Below are 16,757 nucleotides of genomic sequence, written 5' to 3'. Positions count from 1 at the left end.
AAAAATTTCTCCAATTTTCATTATTTGACTTTCACCATCAAACGAGACTTCTTAAATCCTTCATACGTTCTACGCTCATTTTCCCTGCGTAGTTAGCCTTCAATTCTTTCACAATAATGATTTCTTTAGGATGCATATACTTAGGTAACTTATAAGTAATATAGTTTGTTACGATTTCCTTCACTTCATCTGGAAATGCATGCTCGATTAATTGAACAAACAAAACAATTGAAACATCAGTTGCTGTCCGTTCAATATGTGCAAAGCATCCTTCTACAACCGTAAGCTCACGAATCACATCCTCAAGGCCACTTATTGCAAAATGATTCCCATTGATATTGACGAGGCCATTTTTCCTTGAGATAATGTGCAATTGCTGCTGTTCATCTACGTAGCCAATATCACCGGTGCGAAAATAATCTCTCCACATATTCATTGGTTTTAAGTCCTGATTATCGACATAGTCTTCAATCATGCCACTTGTTTTAATACAGATTTCCCCTCGTGTAAGTACGTCTATCGCCTCGTCATTTTCATCAACTATCTTTACTTCCACACCGAGAAACGGTTTGCCTACGCTGCTTACATTAGAAAGCTGTAAATCCTGATTACAGGAGATAATCCCTGTCTCGGTCGTGCCATAAATTGTTGTTAGTTTACAACTCAACTGTTTATGAAAACTTTCTACCACTTTCTTCGGTACACTCGAGCCTAAACAGCAGACTTCCTTCACTTCTGATGGCAACTTTTTACGTTCACACTTTAAGAATGTCAATAACAACTGCAGCTCGTGTGGACTCAACATAATGTGAGTTGCCTTATATTTTTCAATTTGTTTAAGACAAACATCGGCATTAAATTGTTCACAATCAGACTGGAGAATCAATGTTTGCCCCGTTTGCATATACAATGCAAATAGTGAAAAGTGCGCTTTAAAATATAGTGGTCTAGTATTCAAATACACTTTATGCACTTCCTCATGTTGACTCCAAACACCAGCATGAAAAATGTTTTTATTAAACAGGGCACCTTTTGGCTGACCAGAAGTACCAGACGTATAAAAAATAATGTGACAAGGGTTTGTCGTTATTTGCAGCCTATTCTCGGAAGTAATCTCCTGGGCATCTATTTTCTCAACAACTTCTACGACCACATCCCGGTGAAGGTATGCTTCTATCTCTTTCAATAAACGCGCTGAAGTTAGGAGAACTTTAGACTCATCAACTTTAAACAGCTCGATGATGTTTTCAAGCGCTGTATCACGATGAATAATCGTCATGTTAACTTGGAGGAAATCTAATGCAATGAACAGTTGTGCTAATTCATTACCGTTTTCGAGATATACGATAAAATCCTGTTTCTTTTTTGCATATTTGTGATAAAGATAATGATTGATTGATAATGTTGTTTGAAATAATTCAGAGTAAGAAATTGATTGTTCATGATGAAGCAGTGCCGTACGATTTGGTATAAATCGGCTATTCAGCTTCAAATGTGTAAAGAAAATACTCATTTCTTCCTCCCTCTAAAAAGCTAAAATCGTTCCGTTCCGAATGAAAACCATAAAAAAGGGACTCCTCACGAAAAGTGAGGAGCAAATCATGGGAAAGTACTCACCTCTCACGATTTGCTTCCCTTCAGTTTTCCTTTGCAAAAGCTGACTACAGGTCAATCAAATTTCATTCTGAAAATAGATAAAGTCGTTAAAACAAGTCCGATACAGAGAAGCACTATAATGTTTAAAGATATATCAGCTAACCCTTGACCACGGACAAGTAAATCCTGGTATCCTGTTAATGCCCAAGCATGTGGAGTAATGAGCGCAATTTTTTGCATGAACTCAGGCATAATGAATAACGGAACCATCGTACCGCCAAGTGCTGCAAGAGTTAAAACGATCATCATTGATAACCCGACAACTTGTGCTTCAGTTTTGACGAACGAAGCGACAAACATCCCAAGACTTGAACTAACAAACACCATTGCCACTGAAATTAATATTAACCCAAGCAATGAATCCCCTAATGAGACACCAAACACAAATCGTCCAAATAAGAGCATTGAAAATACTTGCACTAAGCCAATAATAAAGTTCGGAATCATTTTCCCAACAAATAAGCTTCCTTTGCTGACAGGTGCAGCTAAAATCCGCTTAAATGTACCTTCATTCCGTTCGGTAATGAACGAGCGTGATGCAAATAATACGATAAAGAACGCAAACATGACCGTATAGCCTGGAACACTTTGTTGGAAAGAGTCTGGCTTTTTGCTTTCATTTCCTCCAGAAACAGTTTCAGACTTCGTTTGAATTGCCGGCTCATTCAATGCATTTCCAGCTTCTGTGACTAAGTCATCTTTAATCCCGTCATAATCTAAGTTCTCTTCTTCATTCGCAACAGCAGGGATCGCGATATCGATACCACTTTGCTCTTTAATTTTGTCCAGCTCCGTTTGAATTTCGCTATTCAAGTCAGTTTGAATCGTATCGATTTCTTCATCAACCATCGTTTGAATATTTTTCACCTGGTTATCAACCATAATCGATACTAAAAATTGAATCGAAAATTCACGAGAGACCCCTTCGACTGCCTTTGTAATCACTGAGTTTGTATTCGCTTGGGCAGGGTCTTCAAAGACATTCAATGTTACTTTTTCATTTTTTACGACATTGGTTTCAAAACCTTTTGGAATTTCAATTAACAACGGATATTTTCCATTTGTGATATATTGCTTTGATTCCTTCAAGTCCAACGTCTTTTTATCGATTTCTGTAACTGCTTTAATTCCTTCAACTTTATTAATATCTTTTATAAATTGCTTAGATTGTGTTGTCTTATCTTGGTCAACGACTAAAACCTTGACTACATTACCACCGTCTGCATTAAAAACAGGCATTAATGCAAAGCTCATTACTGTTATAAACATTAGTGGTAACAAAAATAGCACGACTAAAGCAGCTTTATCTTTAAATAATATTTTTACATCTTTTTTAATAATTGCACTTAATTTCATAGTTTCGACTCCATTATTAATCTCTCAATTTTTTACCTGTTAAATAAAGAAACAATGTTTCTAAATTCGACGGCAATAATTGAATATTTTCTATCACTTGGTCATTTTCATTTAAAAGACTCATAATCTTACTTATGATTTGTTGAGGATCCTTAATGACAATCGATAACTCTGTTGCTTGATTGTTTTGCATGTTCATAACGCCATCAATTTCTTTTAATTCATTTAAAATTGCTTCTGGACAAGGTTCTTTTAACTTAATTTCCAATAACCCATCATATATTTCTGCAACGAGTTCTGAGACTGTTCCACGTTTAATAATGACACCTTTATCAATAATCGCGACCCTGTCACACATTGATTGAACTTCTTCCATGTAATGTGTTGTATAGACGACCGTCTTCCCCATATCTTTTAAAACTTTGATAAGTTCGTAAATGCTGTTACGTGATTGCGGGTCAATCCCAACTGTCGGTTCATCCATAAAAATAATTTTCGGATCATGTAGCAAAGCCGCAGCAATATTAATTCGTCGCTTCATTCCCCCAGAAAATGTGTGGATGAGCTCCTTTGAACGATCCTGTAAGCCAACCATATCAAGAATCCAATTGATTTTTTCCTTCTTTTCTTTCTTTTTCATGCCATATAAAGAAGCGAAAAAGTCTAAATTGTCATATGCACTTAACGTGTCATAAAGCGCGATATCTTGCGGAACAATGCCAATTTTATTTTTAATTGTGTCATTTTTATTCGTAATCAGTTCCCCATCGATTTTAATTGTGCCTCGCGTTGGGTCTAATTGCGCACTCATCATTGAGATTGAAGTAGATTTCCCGGCTCCGTTTGGACCAATGAAGCCAAAGATTTCTCCCGCGTTTACTTCTAAGTCAATGCCATTTACAACCGTACTTTCACCGTATGCTTTTGATACCTCAGTTAATTCAATAATCTTCATGTTCAACAATTCCTATATATTCTTTCAGTTTATTTACTTCTGGTCCATTAGGGTCTAATTGGATAGCATTAGCTAAGTATTCCTTTGCTTTTACAAACTGATTTAATTCCGTATATGCAACGGCGAGATGATAATAAAGATCATATTCGGATTCACCTTCTGCTAGCAATCCTTCTAAAAGCTCAATTCCTTCCTGACTATCGCCGCCATACTCATTTGGTGTTTTAATTAAGCGGATACCGTTAACCTTACGAACAAGCTTCGAGTTCGGACTATATTTAAGTGCCTTTAGGATGTTCTCTTCAAGTTGCTCAACATAATTGAGCTTCTCACTAAAATTTACTTCTTCAATGACAAGACCATAAATGGCTGCCAACCACGCATAGCTATCACCATCAGTCGGATGTTCTTTCAAGACACCCTTTACGTATTGAATTCCTGCATCATATTGCTTCGCTGCAATGAAATCAACAATTCGTTCTTCAACTGTATTCATAACCCACCTCATGCTTCGTATTATCTTATGTTAATTAATTCGGCTTCTTTTTGTTTTACTTTTGTTGCTTCATAATAATTCCACACTTCGTCAAGTTGCTTGTCTTGATGGATGATTTCGTTAAGGCAATGACTAATTAACTCAGGATTTTCATCGTCAAATACATTCCTGCCAATACAAGCACCTTGCATTCCTGCATCAATTGCAGTCTTCACTTGACTAAATAACTCTCGGTGGTTGCTCACATTTTCACCACCGGAAAGTAACACCGGTAAATCAAAAGCGGTTACAGCATCAAGAACATGTTCAAAACTTCCCGGATACTGAACTTTAACAAAATCACTGCCAAGTTCTCCCGCTAATCGAACACCATGGGAAACATTTTTTGCAAATTCTTTATGTGTGGAACCGACCGTTTTCTCATGGACATTAATCATCGTTAAAACAGGTACGCCCCACTCATATGCTTTTCGGCAGAGGCTTCCTAAATCTCTTACCATCTCATATTCTTTTTCGACCCCTAAATTGACATGAACTGAAATCCCTGCAACTCCTAAGCGCAAACAATGTTCGACAGATGAGACCACTTGCTTATGTAACGGGTCACTCGACATGCTTGTTGAACACGAAACATGGAGCAAAAATTCCAACCCTTTTGTGTTTATCCCACTTGATATGATTTTTTGAATCACACCTTGATGAGCGATTATCGCTTGAATGTTATGTTCTATAGATAGATTCACAAGTTTATGAAGCGGTCGAATTCCTTGCAAAGGTCCTAGCGAAGTACCATGGTCAATTGGCAAAAAAATTGACCTATTCGATTTCGAATCAATAAGTCTATTCAATCTATGTGCCTTTACCATCTTTCATCACCTCATATCGAAACCATTATGCTTATTTTTCTTCAATGGTCTCTTCAATTTTTATCCCGACATGGCGTCCTGTTTCACACACATATGCTAAAATCTCGTCTCCAACTTTAAACGTTGTTGCACTTTGCGGTTCCTTTTTCCCATTAAAGATACGAATATGCCAATCATCTTGAACGATTGTATTAATCTTTTTGTTTTCATATTCAGCTTCAATTAAGAGGAGCGGTCTAATTTCAGTCTTTACTCTGCCAACTGAAACCGTTCTCGTGTTCCCTTCGATATCAACGACCATCACTTGCGATCCTACCTTTAAATCGGTTAAGTAGCTCGTCGTATCTTCCGGACACCAAACATAGCTATGTACTGCACCGGCATTAACGCGAAACGGTCTTAAATCCATATATGGTAAGTAATGTGTTTCCGAACAGACGAGCAGACCACCCGATGATGTTGACCCGATAATCATTGCCTCTTGTTCTGTTAATAGATTTGTCGTATCAATACATGATCGATACCCCTGACCTATATGCTCAATATTCGTTACTTTTGCATTTACAATCTCCACACTTTGTTTCTCCTTATGTTCAAATTGATTTTTGAAGTCAAACATTGCCTCAATCCGGTCTGTCGTTAGTAGCACACCCTCTGAGCCAATCTCCATTACATCAAAAGAAATTTTAGCCTCTTCGCTCGAGACAACATGCTTTAGCACATCGACATCTGTAGATTGTAATTTTGCAATAATTAATTCTAATGGTATATTCGTTGGGTCCTTAAATTCTGCAATGACGAGATGATGATGTATCCCAATTTCATGAGACATATCCATCGTTTTTTGGTCAACGATATAGATATAATAGCCTGTTGGATAGCCTTGTGATTTCGCTTCGTTCAGTACAGCAGGGTCATTTGATATAATCATCACTTGTTTATTTTCGATTTGAGAAAACTCACTCAGCTCGTCTAGTGATTGTAAAAAAACGGAGATTTGCATCCGTTCAGAAAATTGAACCGTGTTTTCTGAAAACGTTGCTAAGCTAAATAAAACACCATTAAAACAAGCAATTTGATTTGCTGTAATGACAAATTCACTATTAAGATTGTTTCGTGCATCTAACCAAATTTTACGTTCCATCTTCGTATCTCCCTACTGGTGAGTTTTAGTTTCGATCAATAACAAATATGCAATTCTTTTATTTTATGAACCTGCTACTGCTTGTTTTTCAGTGTAGTAGATTCTTTTCACCTTACCTGAATAAGCTCGTTCAACTTCATTATTTACGATGACATGAATTTCTTCATTTAAGTGGAATTCAAACGAATTAATGACAGCATCTGCGATTTCTTCTTTATCAATCTCTGAATTGCTTGGCTCTACTTCAATTGTTAATTTCTTATTTTCAATATGGAACTTATACCAATTTCCGACTAGCTCATTTCTCATGAGAATATCTTCCAAGTAAAACGGAGAATAGCTGCCATTTTCGAGCACGAGTTGATCATGGATTCGACCTCGTAATACTAAGCGGCTACTTGTTACACCACATGTACATTCTGTTTCATCTAAATAGCCAATATCCCCTGTACGATAGCGAATTAATGGCATACCTTCTCGAATCAAGGTTGTAACGACAATTTCCCCAATCATACCATTGTCTAACTTTTCACCTGTTTGTGGATTAATAACTTCTACATAGAGATTTCCTTCTGCTAAATGGATCCCATTTTGATTACTACACTCAATCCCGACTAACTGTGCTTCTAATGAACCAAATAAAATATTTGTTTTACAATTCCATATCTTCTCAATTCGTTTACGGAAACTATCAGATGTACCTTCACCAGTCAAAAACAATGTATCAAGCTTAAACTCTCTCAAATCAATGTTTTCTCGTTCAGCAATTTCGCTTAAGATAATCGCATACGTAGGTGTTGTGACTAAAACATTAATATCCCAGTCTTTCATAAATTGAAGTGCATCTTTCGGATCCGAGTATGCTCCACCCTTTCCGACCGGCAGCATGTTACAGTTTAGCGAATTTTGAAATGAATGGTGGAAAATTAACCCTGATGAACTCATCTCATAAGGTAATGCATTCGCTACAACACTGTTTCTAATTTTCCCTAATAATTGCTTATATTCGACAGCTGGATAATATTTGTTCAAATCATTGTACGTTGAACCGATATAGGTAGGAGGTCCACCAGTAGTCCCTGTCGATTTACACACTTGGGCAATATCTTTGTTTACATGCATATCTTTATAACTTGTTCTAATTTCGTCCTTTGTTGAAAAAGGCACCTGCTCAAAAAATTCCAAATAATTATCCAATGCTACTTCTGCCTTAAGGTTATTGAACTTTTTAGCATAATAGGTGCTATTCTCTGTGACATATTGCAGTAAGCCACTTAAACAAAAAGCATGATACTCATTTAATTCAGCTCTAGAAAATTTTTCAATGCTTTCATGCTCGTCGAACTGCTGAAACCAATCGACTAAAGCATCTAAATAAAATTCGTTGTCCTGTTTTGTCAAAGGGTTTAGCATCCGCTTACTCCTTTCTTAAAATATTAGTAATATTGTTCAGGAAAATATTTTCTCGTTCTTTATCACTAATTGGTAAGCGCTCAATTTTTAATTTTTCTACACATGGGTCTGACAGTGGAAATTCTGAACCGAATAGCATCTTCTCTGAGCCGCATATACCAATTGCTTCTTTTAATGCTAAATAATTTGCCGTTGAAGTTTCTAAATAAAGGTTGTCCAATTCCTTTGCATATTGCATTGCTTCTACATCTGCAGGACCAAAGCCGAAGTGCCCAATAATCACAGTCGTATTTGGAAACTCTTTTGCCAAAGCTGCCGCTGAAGCAACATTTGCACTTGGATGAAACAATGTATGTGTATACACTGGTAAATTTAAGTTTCCACAATGCTCAACAATCGCCTTAGATACTTTACCTAGCAATGAGAACTGGTACACGACTGGCGAAAACTTCAGACCGGAAAAGCCATCGATTTTATACTGTTCGATTTTTTCTAAGCAGTCGTCTGCCCCTTTATTAGGGTTTACGACGAAGAAGCCTTTATATTTATCAGGATATTTCGTAATGATTTCTTTAACGATGTCATTTGGCGGCTCCATTTGCTCAGGCTGCTCCTTGCCAGTGATGTACTTTGTCATTTTTCTAACATCGATCATCCCACCTGGAACAAGGACAGCTTTATCAATGTTTGCATCCTTCATCGCTGCTTCTAACGTTTCTAAATTCGAATACTTTTCATTTGAAATATGAACATGACTATCAATAACCATTTTTACACCCTCTAGCAGTTTATTTTTTTATGACTCTAACAACCTTCGTAAATTGTCTCTCGATATGTTGATTAATCGTAATGTGACAAGGAATTCCCCCGACACTGAACATATGACTGCGCACAGATTGAACTAATGCATCAAGATAGTTTTCATTGGCATCACGTCGTCTCGGTTCAATTTCAATTGTTAATTCTTCATCCTCAACGACTAGTTGATACCAAAGACCAACCTCTTTATGCATTAATAAAATATGTTCAATCGCAATCGGGCTATATTCAACACCTTCTATGAACAGAGAACTTCCTTTTCGGCCTCTTAAATGTAATTTCCTTAAACCGGATTCCATATCGGAACCTTGTACAAAGCCGAGATCACCAGTACGATAGCGGATAAACGGCATCCCTTCCTTTAATAACGTCGTAACGACAATTTCACCAATCTCGTTATCTCCCAAAGGTTCTAATGTATCCTGGTCTACAATCTCAACATAATTACCACCTTCTAACAGTGTGTAATATGGTTGTGAGTCTTTTTGAATACCGACCAACCCACATTCAGTTGAGCCGTAATGAAACTCGAGTTCAACATCCCATAGTTCCTTTAAGCGACTAAGGAATGTACTGGAACAGCCTTCACCTGTTAAAATCATTTTTCTAACCTTTAAGTCTTCGTTCACATCAAGTCCTAGTTCTTCTGCTATCTCAATGAGCATCGAAACATAGGAAGGTGTAGTAATCAAAATGGTGACGTCAAGGTCTTTCATTGATTGCACTGTTCGTTTTGGCGGGGCCATATAGCCACCCTTACCTAAAGAAACAACAGAAGTTTCAAAGCCTAATTGAAACATGCGATGAAACCCAAGTGCAGGCTGGGCTAATTCATACGGTAATGAAATGCCCACGACATCTTCACGGGTAATATCAGCAAAAAGTGTGTCTTCATATTTTGCAAATTGTTCGTGGACGTACATATCATTTAAAGTTAAACATGTATAAATGGATTTTCCTGATGTTCCTGATGTTGAGTGAAATTGAGCTATTTCATGACGAGGTACACATAAAATTCTTTCAAGATTGTCATAGATGTGTTCTTTTTCTAAGAAGGAGATGTTTGCAAAATCATCTAAGGAGGTAATTGTTTTCGTTTGAGATAATACTTGTTCACATTGCTTTCGATAAAACTCATTGTTTTCAACTGCATGCAACATAAGCCTATTCAGCATTTCAAGATGGTAGCTTTTCTTCTCATCTCTTTGAATCGTTTCGAAATTTCTACCATTAGCCTCTAACGTTTCATTAAAGCTAGAAGCAAACGTAATATGCCTACGAGTTGACGGTGCCAAGTCAAGGCCTGGGAAAGTTGACATTTAATCCACCCCTGTTCGTTTGAAGAATTAAGTCGCTTGAGCTAACTTTCCTTCAATTTTTTCAATATATTTTGGTTTCATACTCACAGTTGTTTCAGTTAATGTATTTGTATCAAAAAGCAGCTTGTCAAAATGTACGTCTACCTGTACAGAAGAAGGAAATTGCTTTTTAAGATAGCTGATAATTTCCTGCTCATCGATACCATTCATATCCTCATATTGAAGATAAAACATGAACTTCTCATCAGTACATTCCAATTTCCATGCAAAAGGAACTTGACGCATACCATAAATCAAGCTTTGAATATCGGCACTATCATAAACATTGCCATCTACGTTTATTCGTTCGGACATTCTGCCATGCACATCAATGACATTCGTGGCTCCACATGAACATTGATCATGTATAGAGACGATATCATTTGTCACAAATCGAAGCTTAGTCGACCCTTCTTGGTATAAAGAAGAAATGACAGCTATTCCTTTTTCACCAAAAGTTTTTTGTTCCTGTAGTTCGAAATCAAACACTTCGACATAGAAATCATTTGCATCAAAATGAAGATATCCGAATTCACAAGTCGTTGCGATATTGCCCAATTCTGTCATCCCGTACATGACTTGTACTGGTGTTTCCCACAATTGTTCTATGTATTGCTTTCGTTTTTCTGTTACTAATTCTCCGGAAATAACTAGTAATTTCATATTCCTTTTTATTTTAGCAAAGTTCGCATTCGTCATTTTAGCTGTTTCAGCTAGTAATTCCAATTCACGTGGCAAGCCTGCAAACACCGTAATTTCCAACTCATCCAATAATGACAGCACCTTTGGATAGGTTGCTATCGTATTTCTACTACTAGCCGGTATGAGTGTTGCACCTGCTTGATAAACAGCTTCCTGAATAAAATAAGCTGGTAATGACAACGAAAACGGGAACCGAATGAGTACATAATCGCTTTGTTCTAGATTAATCCCTCTAGATAAAATACTTTTTGCATTCGCGATAATATCATCTCTCGTATACCACGCATATGACTCTTGTCCAGAAGAGCCTGACGATTCGTGATAATGCAAACTTTTCCTAGATGTACTCGTAATAGTCTCCTTTTTATCAAGCCCGCCTAATTCAGATTTACTTGTAAATGGAAGTTCCTGAATGCTAGCCATCGCATGTGATTTCAATTTTTCTTTATAAAACGCTGACTGCAATGCCCGACTAATAACCGCTCTCTCCTTCGCACCATCTAGTTCCATAGTTCCACCACCCCTCGATTTTACGCTTATTTCTAGGAAGTACGGATTGGACCTTATTACCTACCACTTCCAATAAAGGTAATTATATACAACCGCACTAAAACCAAAATAGATGATAGCGAGAATTTTGTCAACAAATTTTTAGAAAACTTTATATATTCTTTACATTCTGACAATAAACTACACATACACGAATAACTTTTTCTAGCCAATTACTACCAACCCTTTTAAGTCACCGTCTCAAAATCACCTAAAGACCTATATTCATAGTCACAAATAACCAAAAATTGTAACAACCGCATTAAACAAAGAAAATTGCAAATTAAATAGGATAAAATTACCAACAAGAAGCATAGGGACGGTTCTTCCGCTTCCTTTATTCAATAGAGCTAAAGTGATCGGGAAGCGCGGGGACGGTTCCTTTGCTTCCGATTGAAACGAAGCATCGGGACGATTCTAAGCCACTAAAAAAGTATATTGATTTCTGTTCAATATTTAGCAATTTTATGAATATATATGTGGCTTTTCCTATGTATAGTTTGGTTTGAGCGGAAGTGAAAGACTCCTGTGGGATAAGTGGGAGAGCACAGAAAAGTTAATAATCAATTTTTAGGCAAGGTTGATTTATTTGTTGAACAGGGGTTTTATTCCAATCGAACTGATTTCCTAAAAACTTCGATTCGGCATCACCCCTGCAAATGTTGTTGATGAAAATGTTATTACAGAAGAATCATTTGTGCTTGCGTTAGTCATCTTGACCGCCATACGCTACTTAAAAGTATTAGAGGTAAATAAAGTGCGAGATGTAAAAATAGTTGGAATGTTAGTGTTAGAAGAGAAAATAGATACTGAAATGGCACTTAAAGCAATTAATTCGTGAAGTTTTCGCGGTAATTGGAGCTAAACCTGAAGTAAACAGCATTGCAAAGAATGATGTAGGTAACTTGCCGTTAACATTTAGTGAGAAAGTTTTTTGTTTTATGTAACGATCGCAAATCTTAATTGGTATTTAATGTAAGAAGCAGGAGAACCGTCCCCCTGCTTCCTACTCTTCTTGAATCATTTCCACCCTGTTTCCGAACGGGTCTCGGAACTCAAAACGTTGAAAACCTGGAATTGGGATACCATCAATGATTTGTATGTTATGCTGTTCTAATTGACTTCTCCAATATGCCAAATCCTCAACTAAATAAGCTAGATGAGACTTTGTCGTTAACCGATCGAAACCTTCTTCTGTCCCGATATGGATTTCTTGAGTTCCAACCTGTATCCAATAGCCACCGCGACCCTTTAAAGATTCCGGTTTTTCTATTTCAGGCATACCGAGTAGACTACAATAAAATGTCCTGCCCTCTTCCTCAGCCCCACTTGGAATCGTTATTTGTGCATGATGTAAGCCTAGAATCATCATCCATCCATCCCCCTCATGTTAAACACTCATTTTGAATCTTCTTCTAGTTTATCGAATCTTTACCAATAAGGATAATATTAAAATATTAAGCTACTTAATAAGAATTCCTTATCAATAGCTTTTAACAATTAATAAGATGGGGAATAAATTCTATCTGTATCCGTATCAATCACAAAATCAACTTCAATCTCGTCGTCATCTGCAATTTCTTCAAAATTGTTGAGTCTGCAAAAAACTGCTGCCAAGTCCTTCATCTCGCTTGTTATTGCTTTTACTTCCAAATATTTTTGCTTCAACTGCTGTTTCGTACACTTTTTACCAGTAAGAAGCTTTTGATGGTAGTAACCATCGATTTTAATTATCATGTCTCAACCTCACCTCTCCATGATTTTCATTTATCCACATTCGCAGTTTATTTGCATAGTAAGGACGCTACATCTGGTTCAGTATCATCACCTTTCGTTAAATAAAGATTATCATTTTCATATCTCGGATAAACATGAAGATGGTAATGCCATACATCTTGGTTCCCAGCTGGTTCATTATGCTGCCTCGTCGAAATCCCATCACAATGATATGTATTTTTCATCGCGAACGCTGTTAATTGTGCAGCCCGATGGATTTCAGCAGCAATATTTGCGGGAAGCTCATACATATTTTCATAATGTTGATTCGGAACAACAAGTACATGTCCTTTGTTATTCGGCCACCATTTACTTGCAACAAACGCAGTGACATCATGATTTTGATAAATAATATCTCTTTGTTTTGTTCCTTTGTTTTGTTTTTCAATCCCTGCAACAATCCGACAAAACGGACACTCGTATTCTTCAGGTGCATGCGAATATCTATTCATATTAAGCCTCCAACCTTATAGTAATCTATTGATTTAAAGTCGTCTTTAATAATGCAATGGCCTCCACAACATCTTTTTTGTTCTCTTCAGTGTTCAGATGATTTCTTGCATGTAGCAATACAGGTCTAACCGATTCAACTGAACGCCCGAACTCATACATCCACTCGTATCGAGGGACCATCCAAGTATGGAAATGATGTGTTGTATCTTCGTTATAAAAATAATAAACAGATTGAATGCCTAATACTTCTCTTTGTGCTTTTCGAATCGACGTTAACACATTCATATAATCTAGTTTTTCTTCTTCAGTCAGTTCATCAAAACATTTGATGTGTCGTTTCGATGCTAAAATGATTAACCCTTTAATCGGATATGCTACATCTTGGTGAGCATGAAAATAATCCGATTCCACTACGACACCGCCATCAGGCTCAACCACCCCGCTTGTTAGTGCACAACTTAAACAATCTACGTTCACTTTTTGACCGTTTGATAAGGTAACTTCTCTCATCTGTTCGCCTCCGCGTTACATATTATAAATTACTAAAGGCACTTAAACATTATTAGTTCGGTGCAAGGACTGTATTAGAATCAACGACAATTTTGCCCCACTCAAGCCTAATCAATTGGTCTGCGAGATTAAAGTATCTATCATCATGAGAAATGACAATGACCGACTTCCCCTTTGTCTTCAAGTCTGGCAAAATGTTCTCATAAAAAAAGGCACGATATTGCGGGTCTTGATCAGCAGCCCATTCATCGAGTAAATATATCGGGCGATTATCTAAATAGGCAATCATTAAGGCTAACCGCTTCCGTTGGCCTGTTGATAGCTGTGTCGTACTAAACCTTCCATTTCGAACACTCACTTTATGTTCGAGCTTAAACATCTGTAAATACTCTTCAATCTCTTTTTCTTTCTCATCAAAATCAATACCATACAAGTTCTCAAACAGATAATAATCACTGAAAATCGCTGCGAAATATTGGCCAAGCTGGTCAACTGGTATTTCCTTCCCATTTAATAACACCTTACCACTAGTTGGAACATATAGACCTGTTAACACTTTCGCTAATGTCGTTTTCCCGCTACCATTCCCACCTGTTAAGTATGTAATTTCACCACTTCGGAGCGTGAGGTTAATTGGTCCCAAATAAAAGGTTTCACCTATATTTTCGTTCTCGTATGTAAACTCTACATTCACTAATTGCAGTTCATCGACATGCTCGCTCTCCCGCATTGCGATATTGATGGTATTTAACTTATTAACTCTTCCTTCGATTTCCTTAATTCGGTCCCAACTAATTTTCATCTGTGCTAAATCTGGAATTAAATTAAGTATCGATGTAATTGGGCCAATTGCAAAGATTAACACAAAAATAAACGATCGTAGCGAGCTACTATCAAAAGTACTAAAGTATATCGGAAAGACTAATACAACTAAGCCCATCATAGTAAAAATAATTAGCTCACCAAGTAAACTGACATTTGTAAAAAGATGATCTGCCCGCGTTCGCTTCGTGCGATAATGATTACATACATCATATACATCCTCTTTAAATCCATTCATTCTACCACGGTGTAAAAATAATTCCTTTAATCCATTTATGAACTCATCTATTTTCTTAAAAAAGACATTTTGTGCATCTCTAACCTCTTTATAGATTTTGTTACCAGATCTTGCAAATAGTTGATGGACAGTGATAAATAATACACACATAATCGTAAATAGTAGAAACGTGTAAAAATGGATAAATCCTAAATAAGCAAAACAAGTAATTACTGTAATAATACTTGTAGACACGATGACAAGACTGTTGACAAATCCACCAATTCGTTCTGTATCATTATTTAATGTTGCATAAATTTTTTCCTTCTCAATCTTTTCTAGTTGATGATACGACGAATCTAGTAATTTACCAATAATTCCGATTCTCTTTTCATATACAACATCATTTGTCATCTTAATTAATATTAATCTCAGAATCCTCTGTCCAAAAATATAGACAAAAACGGATAAAACAAAGAAACTGATTAAATGATGCAGTGATTCTGCCCCGTAAAGTTCTACTCTTGATATCGATTCATTCATTAAAAAAAGAATAACTGCATTTGCAAAGCCTACACTCATACTTAACATAATAGAAAAGAAGATTGTTTTTTTATGTTTATCTGGTTGAAATAGACTGGCAACAAAATAATAGCTTAACATTAACGAAATAAGAACAAACATACTCATTACTAGCACGCTGAAAAGTTTCAACTCCAGAGCATCTCCCCATAAAATGGATCCACTTGATAAAACTGCTGGTAAATCGTATAGACTCCATGCAAAAATGATTAAAAAACAAACTAAACTAACAGAATGAACAACGTGTTGCTTATGAAATCCGTTAAATCTTCTTTCCCTTTTAATTATTTGACGAAATAATCTTAAATAAAAAAATATGACTACTAAACTGACAAAACTTATTACAATTAGCAAAATACCAACTATTTTGTCTAACAATAAGAACTCTTCAAGATTCACGTTTACATCTCCAACCCCTCATAGTTTAGTAAGTACTTGATAATTTATACTGGTCCAAACATTCGTATTGCAAATGAAATGAATTCTGCCTCATCCTCTTGGCTTGGTCTAAACGCATAGGAAAGGATTGTCCCAAATAATAGATTTATATAGACAATTGACAATCTACTCGCATCACCTTCACGAAATTGCCCTGCTTGTTGGCCGTTCTGAATAAATATTGTCACTTCATCTTGAATAAAAGCTGTTTGTTCAACAACCAAATTAAATTGATTTGGAAAACGTTCATGTTGAGCAATCACTTGTACAACTAATCTTAAAAAGACTTTCATATTCTGAAATAGTTCAAAATGGCCCTTCATCATCTTTTGTAACTCATCTGCAAAAGATACTGGGTGTAAATCAAAATTCAAAAAAGACTCGCTTAGCTCTTTTAAGGGAAGTTCTACACAACGAGTAAATAACGACTCCTTATTTCCGTAGTATGAAGCGACACTCCCAAAACTTACTCCTGCTCTCTTTGCAATCTCTGACATTGTTGTTGCTTCATAGCTTTTCTCGCTAAACAATTCAGTCGCAGCTTGAAGTACCTCAGCTTTCTTCAATTCTACTGTTCTTTTTTTCTCACTAGATTCCATTTTCTTTTCACTCCACTTCATCAAAAATAAAAATGATTGATTAATC

At 36.4% G+C, this 16,757-nt stretch carries 18 protein-coding genes; 2 read left to right on the top strand and 16 right to left on the bottom strand.

Annotated features, from left to right (window positions below; translation table 11 throughout):
- Positions 1–37: 37 nt before the first annotated feature.
- The 10 genes from J2S19_RS01550 to J2S19_RS01505 form a co-directional block, all read right to left on the bottom strand.
- Positions 38–1,513 (bottom strand): class I adenylate-forming enzyme family protein, encoded by a 1,476-nt coding sequence (locus tag J2S19_RS01550; RefSeq protein ID WP_307336157.1) that lies wholly within the window; start codon positions 1,511–1,513, stop codon positions 38–40.
- 155 nt (positions 1,514–1,668) lie between these two features.
- Positions 1,669–3,012 carry an ABC transporter permease gene (locus tag J2S19_RS01545; protein ID WP_307336153.1) on the bottom strand — a complete coding sequence of 448 codons (1,344 nt, stop codon included), beginning with the start codon at positions 3,010–3,012 and terminating at the stop codon, positions 1,669–1,671.
- A 16-nt stretch (positions 3,013–3,028) separates the two neighbouring features.
- Entirely contained in the window at positions 3,029–3,967 is a 939-nt protein-coding gene (locus tag J2S19_RS01540; RefSeq protein ID WP_307336151.1) for an ABC transporter ATP-binding protein, read from the bottom strand.
- Complete coding sequence (locus J2S19_RS01535; RefSeq protein ID WP_307336148.1) at positions 3,954–4,463, bottom strand: tetratricopeptide repeat protein; 510 nt, start codon at positions 4,461–4,463, stop codon at positions 3,954–3,956. The genes J2S19_RS01540 and J2S19_RS01535 overlap by 14 nt, the downstream gene beginning before the upstream one ends.
- A 20-nt stretch (positions 4,464–4,483) precedes the next feature.
- On the bottom strand, positions 4,484–5,329 hold the full coding sequence (locus J2S19_RS01530) for a class I fructose-bisphosphate aldolase (protein ID WP_307336145.1): 846 nt from the start codon (positions 5,327–5,329) through the stop codon (positions 4,484–4,486).
- A 31-nt stretch (positions 5,330–5,360) separates the two neighbouring features.
- Positions 5,361–6,473 carry a 3-dehydroquinate synthase II domain-containing protein gene (locus tag J2S19_RS01525; RefSeq protein WP_307336144.1) on the bottom strand — a complete coding sequence of 371 codons (1,113 nt, stop codon included), beginning with the start codon at positions 6,471–6,473 and terminating at the stop codon, positions 5,361–5,363.
- A 63-nt stretch (positions 6,474–6,536) separates the two neighbouring features.
- Positions 6,537–7,886, bottom strand: coding sequence for a phenylacetate--CoA ligase family protein (locus J2S19_RS01520; RefSeq protein WP_307336142.1), 1,350 nt, complete (start codon positions 7,884–7,886; stop codon positions 6,537–6,539).
- A gap of 4 nt (positions 7,887–7,890) precedes the next feature.
- Positions 7,891–8,655 carry an amidohydrolase family protein gene (locus J2S19_RS01515; protein ID WP_307336140.1) on the bottom strand — a complete coding sequence of 255 codons (765 nt, stop codon included), beginning with the start codon at positions 8,653–8,655 and terminating at the stop codon, positions 7,891–7,893.
- Positions 8,656–8,674: 19 nt separating this feature from the next.
- Positions 8,675–10,024, bottom strand: a complete 1,350-nt coding sequence (locus J2S19_RS01510) for a phenylacetate--CoA ligase family protein (protein ID WP_307336138.1) — start codon at positions 10,022–10,024, stop codon at positions 8,675–8,677.
- Positions 10,025–10,051: 27 nt separating this feature from the next.
- Positions 10,052–11,275, bottom strand: coding sequence for a phenylacetate--CoA ligase family protein (locus tag J2S19_RS01505; RefSeq protein WP_307336136.1), 1,224 nt, complete (start codon positions 11,273–11,275; stop codon positions 10,052–10,054).
- A gap of 576 nt (positions 11,276–11,851) precedes the next feature.
- Here J2S19_RS01505 and J2S19_RS23640 point away from each other — a divergent pair.
- Both J2S19_RS23640 and J2S19_RS01500 read left to right on the top strand, forming a co-directional pair.
- A complete protein-coding gene (locus J2S19_RS23640) occupies positions 11,852–11,983 on the top strand; it encodes a ribbon-helix-helix domain-containing protein (protein ID WP_370875008.1) in 132 nt (43 codons plus the stop codon).
- A 28-nt stretch (positions 11,984–12,011) separates the two neighbouring features.
- Entirely contained in the window at positions 12,012–12,155 is a 144-nt protein-coding gene (locus tag J2S19_RS01500) for a hypothetical protein (protein WP_307336133.1), read from the top strand.
- A gap of 165 nt (positions 12,156–12,320) precedes the next feature.
- Here J2S19_RS01500 and J2S19_RS01495 read toward each other — a convergent pair whose 3' ends face one another.
- The 6 genes from J2S19_RS01495 to J2S19_RS01470 form a co-directional block, all read right to left on the bottom strand.
- On the bottom strand, positions 12,321–12,683 hold the full coding sequence (locus J2S19_RS01495) for a VOC family protein (protein WP_307336580.1): 363 nt from the start codon (positions 12,681–12,683) through the stop codon (positions 12,321–12,323).
- Between the two features lie 131 nt (positions 12,684–12,814).
- Positions 12,815–13,051: a hypothetical protein gene (locus tag J2S19_RS01490; protein WP_307336130.1), complete on the bottom strand. Its 237-nt coding sequence runs from the start codon at positions 13,049–13,051 to the stop codon at positions 12,815–12,817.
- Between the two features lie 47 nt (positions 13,052–13,098).
- Entirely contained in the window at positions 13,099–13,542 is a 444-nt protein-coding gene (locus tag J2S19_RS01485) for an HIT family protein (RefSeq protein WP_307336127.1), read from the bottom strand.
- A gap of 25 nt (positions 13,543–13,567) precedes the next feature.
- On the bottom strand, positions 13,568–14,053 hold the full coding sequence (locus J2S19_RS01480) for an HIT family protein (protein ID WP_307336124.1): 486 nt from the start codon (positions 14,051–14,053) through the stop codon (positions 13,568–13,570).
- Positions 14,054–14,105: 52 nt separating this feature from the next.
- Positions 14,106–16,073, bottom strand: coding sequence for a cyclic peptide export ABC transporter (locus J2S19_RS01475; protein ID WP_307336121.1), 1,968 nt, complete (start codon positions 16,071–16,073; stop codon positions 14,106–14,108).
- A 44-nt stretch (positions 16,074–16,117) separates the two neighbouring features.
- Entirely contained in the window at positions 16,118–16,711 is a 594-nt protein-coding gene (locus tag J2S19_RS01470; protein ID WP_307336117.1) for a TetR/AcrR family transcriptional regulator, read from the bottom strand.
- Between the last annotated feature and the right edge of the window lie 46 nt (positions 16,712–16,757).

Origin of the sequence: Metabacillus malikii (assembly GCF_030813355.1) — a bacterium.
Lineage (GTDB): Bacteria > Bacillota > Bacilli > Bacillales > Bacillaceae > Metabacillus > Metabacillus malikii.
Note: the sequence above shows the minus strand (reverse complement) of the source record. Positions and strands in the feature narration are given on the sequence as shown.

What these genes read in the sequence shown, in the direction of transcription:
- J2S19_RS01550 (WP_307336157.1), bottom strand. Translation starts at nt 1,513, where the DNA reads ATGAGTATTTTCTTTACACATTTGAAGCTGAATAGCCGATTTATACCA.
- J2S19_RS01545 (WP_307336153.1), bottom strand. Translation starts at nt 3,012, where the DNA reads ATGAAATTAAGTGCAATTATTAAAAAAGATGTAAAAATATTATTTAAA.
- J2S19_RS01540 (WP_307336151.1), bottom strand. Translation starts at nt 3,967, where the DNA reads ATGAAGATTATTGAATTAACTGAGGTATCAAAAGCATACGGTGAAAGT.
- J2S19_RS01535 (WP_307336148.1), bottom strand. Translation starts at nt 4,463, where the DNA reads ATGAATACAGTTGAAGAACGAATTGTTGATTTCATTGCAGCGAAGCAA.
- J2S19_RS01530 (WP_307336145.1), bottom strand. Translation starts at nt 5,329, where the DNA reads ATGGTAAAGGCACATAGATTGAATAGACTTATTGATTCGAAATCGAAT.
- J2S19_RS01525 (WP_307336144.1), bottom strand. Translation starts at nt 6,473, where the DNA reads ATGGAACGTAAAATTTGGTTAGATGCACGAAACAATCTTAATAGTGAA.
- J2S19_RS01520 (WP_307336142.1), bottom strand. Translation starts at nt 7,886, where the DNA reads ATGCTAAACCCTTTGACAAAACAGGACAACGAATTTTATTTAGATGCT.
- J2S19_RS01515 (WP_307336140.1), bottom strand. Translation starts at nt 8,655, where the DNA reads ATGGTTATTGATAGTCATGTTCATATTTCAAATGAAAAGTATTCGAAT.
- J2S19_RS01510 (WP_307336138.1), bottom strand. Translation starts at nt 10,024, where the DNA reads ATGTCAACTTTCCCAGGCCTTGACTTGGCACCGTCAACTCGTAGGCAT.
- J2S19_RS01505 (WP_307336136.1), bottom strand. Translation starts at nt 11,275, where the DNA reads ATGGAACTAGATGGTGCGAAGGAGAGAGCGGTTATTAGTCGGGCATTG.
- J2S19_RS01495 (WP_307336580.1), bottom strand. Translation starts at nt 12,683, where the DNA reads ATGATTCTAGGCTTACATCATGCACAAATAACGATTCCAAGTGGGGCT.
- J2S19_RS01490 (WP_307336130.1), bottom strand. Translation starts at nt 13,051, where the DNA reads ATGATAATTAAAATCGATGGTTACTACCATCAAAAGCTTCTTACTGGT.
- J2S19_RS01485 (WP_307336127.1), bottom strand. Translation starts at nt 13,542, where the DNA reads ATGAATAGATATTCGCATGCACCTGAAGAATACGAGTGTCCGTTTTGT.
- J2S19_RS01480 (WP_307336124.1), bottom strand. Translation starts at nt 14,053, where the DNA reads ATGAGAGAAGTTACCTTATCAAACGGTCAAAAAGTGAACGTAGATTGT.
- J2S19_RS01470 (WP_307336117.1), bottom strand. Translation starts at nt 16,711, where the DNA reads ATGGAATCTAGTGAGAAAAAAAGAACAGTAGAATTGAAGAAAGCTGAG.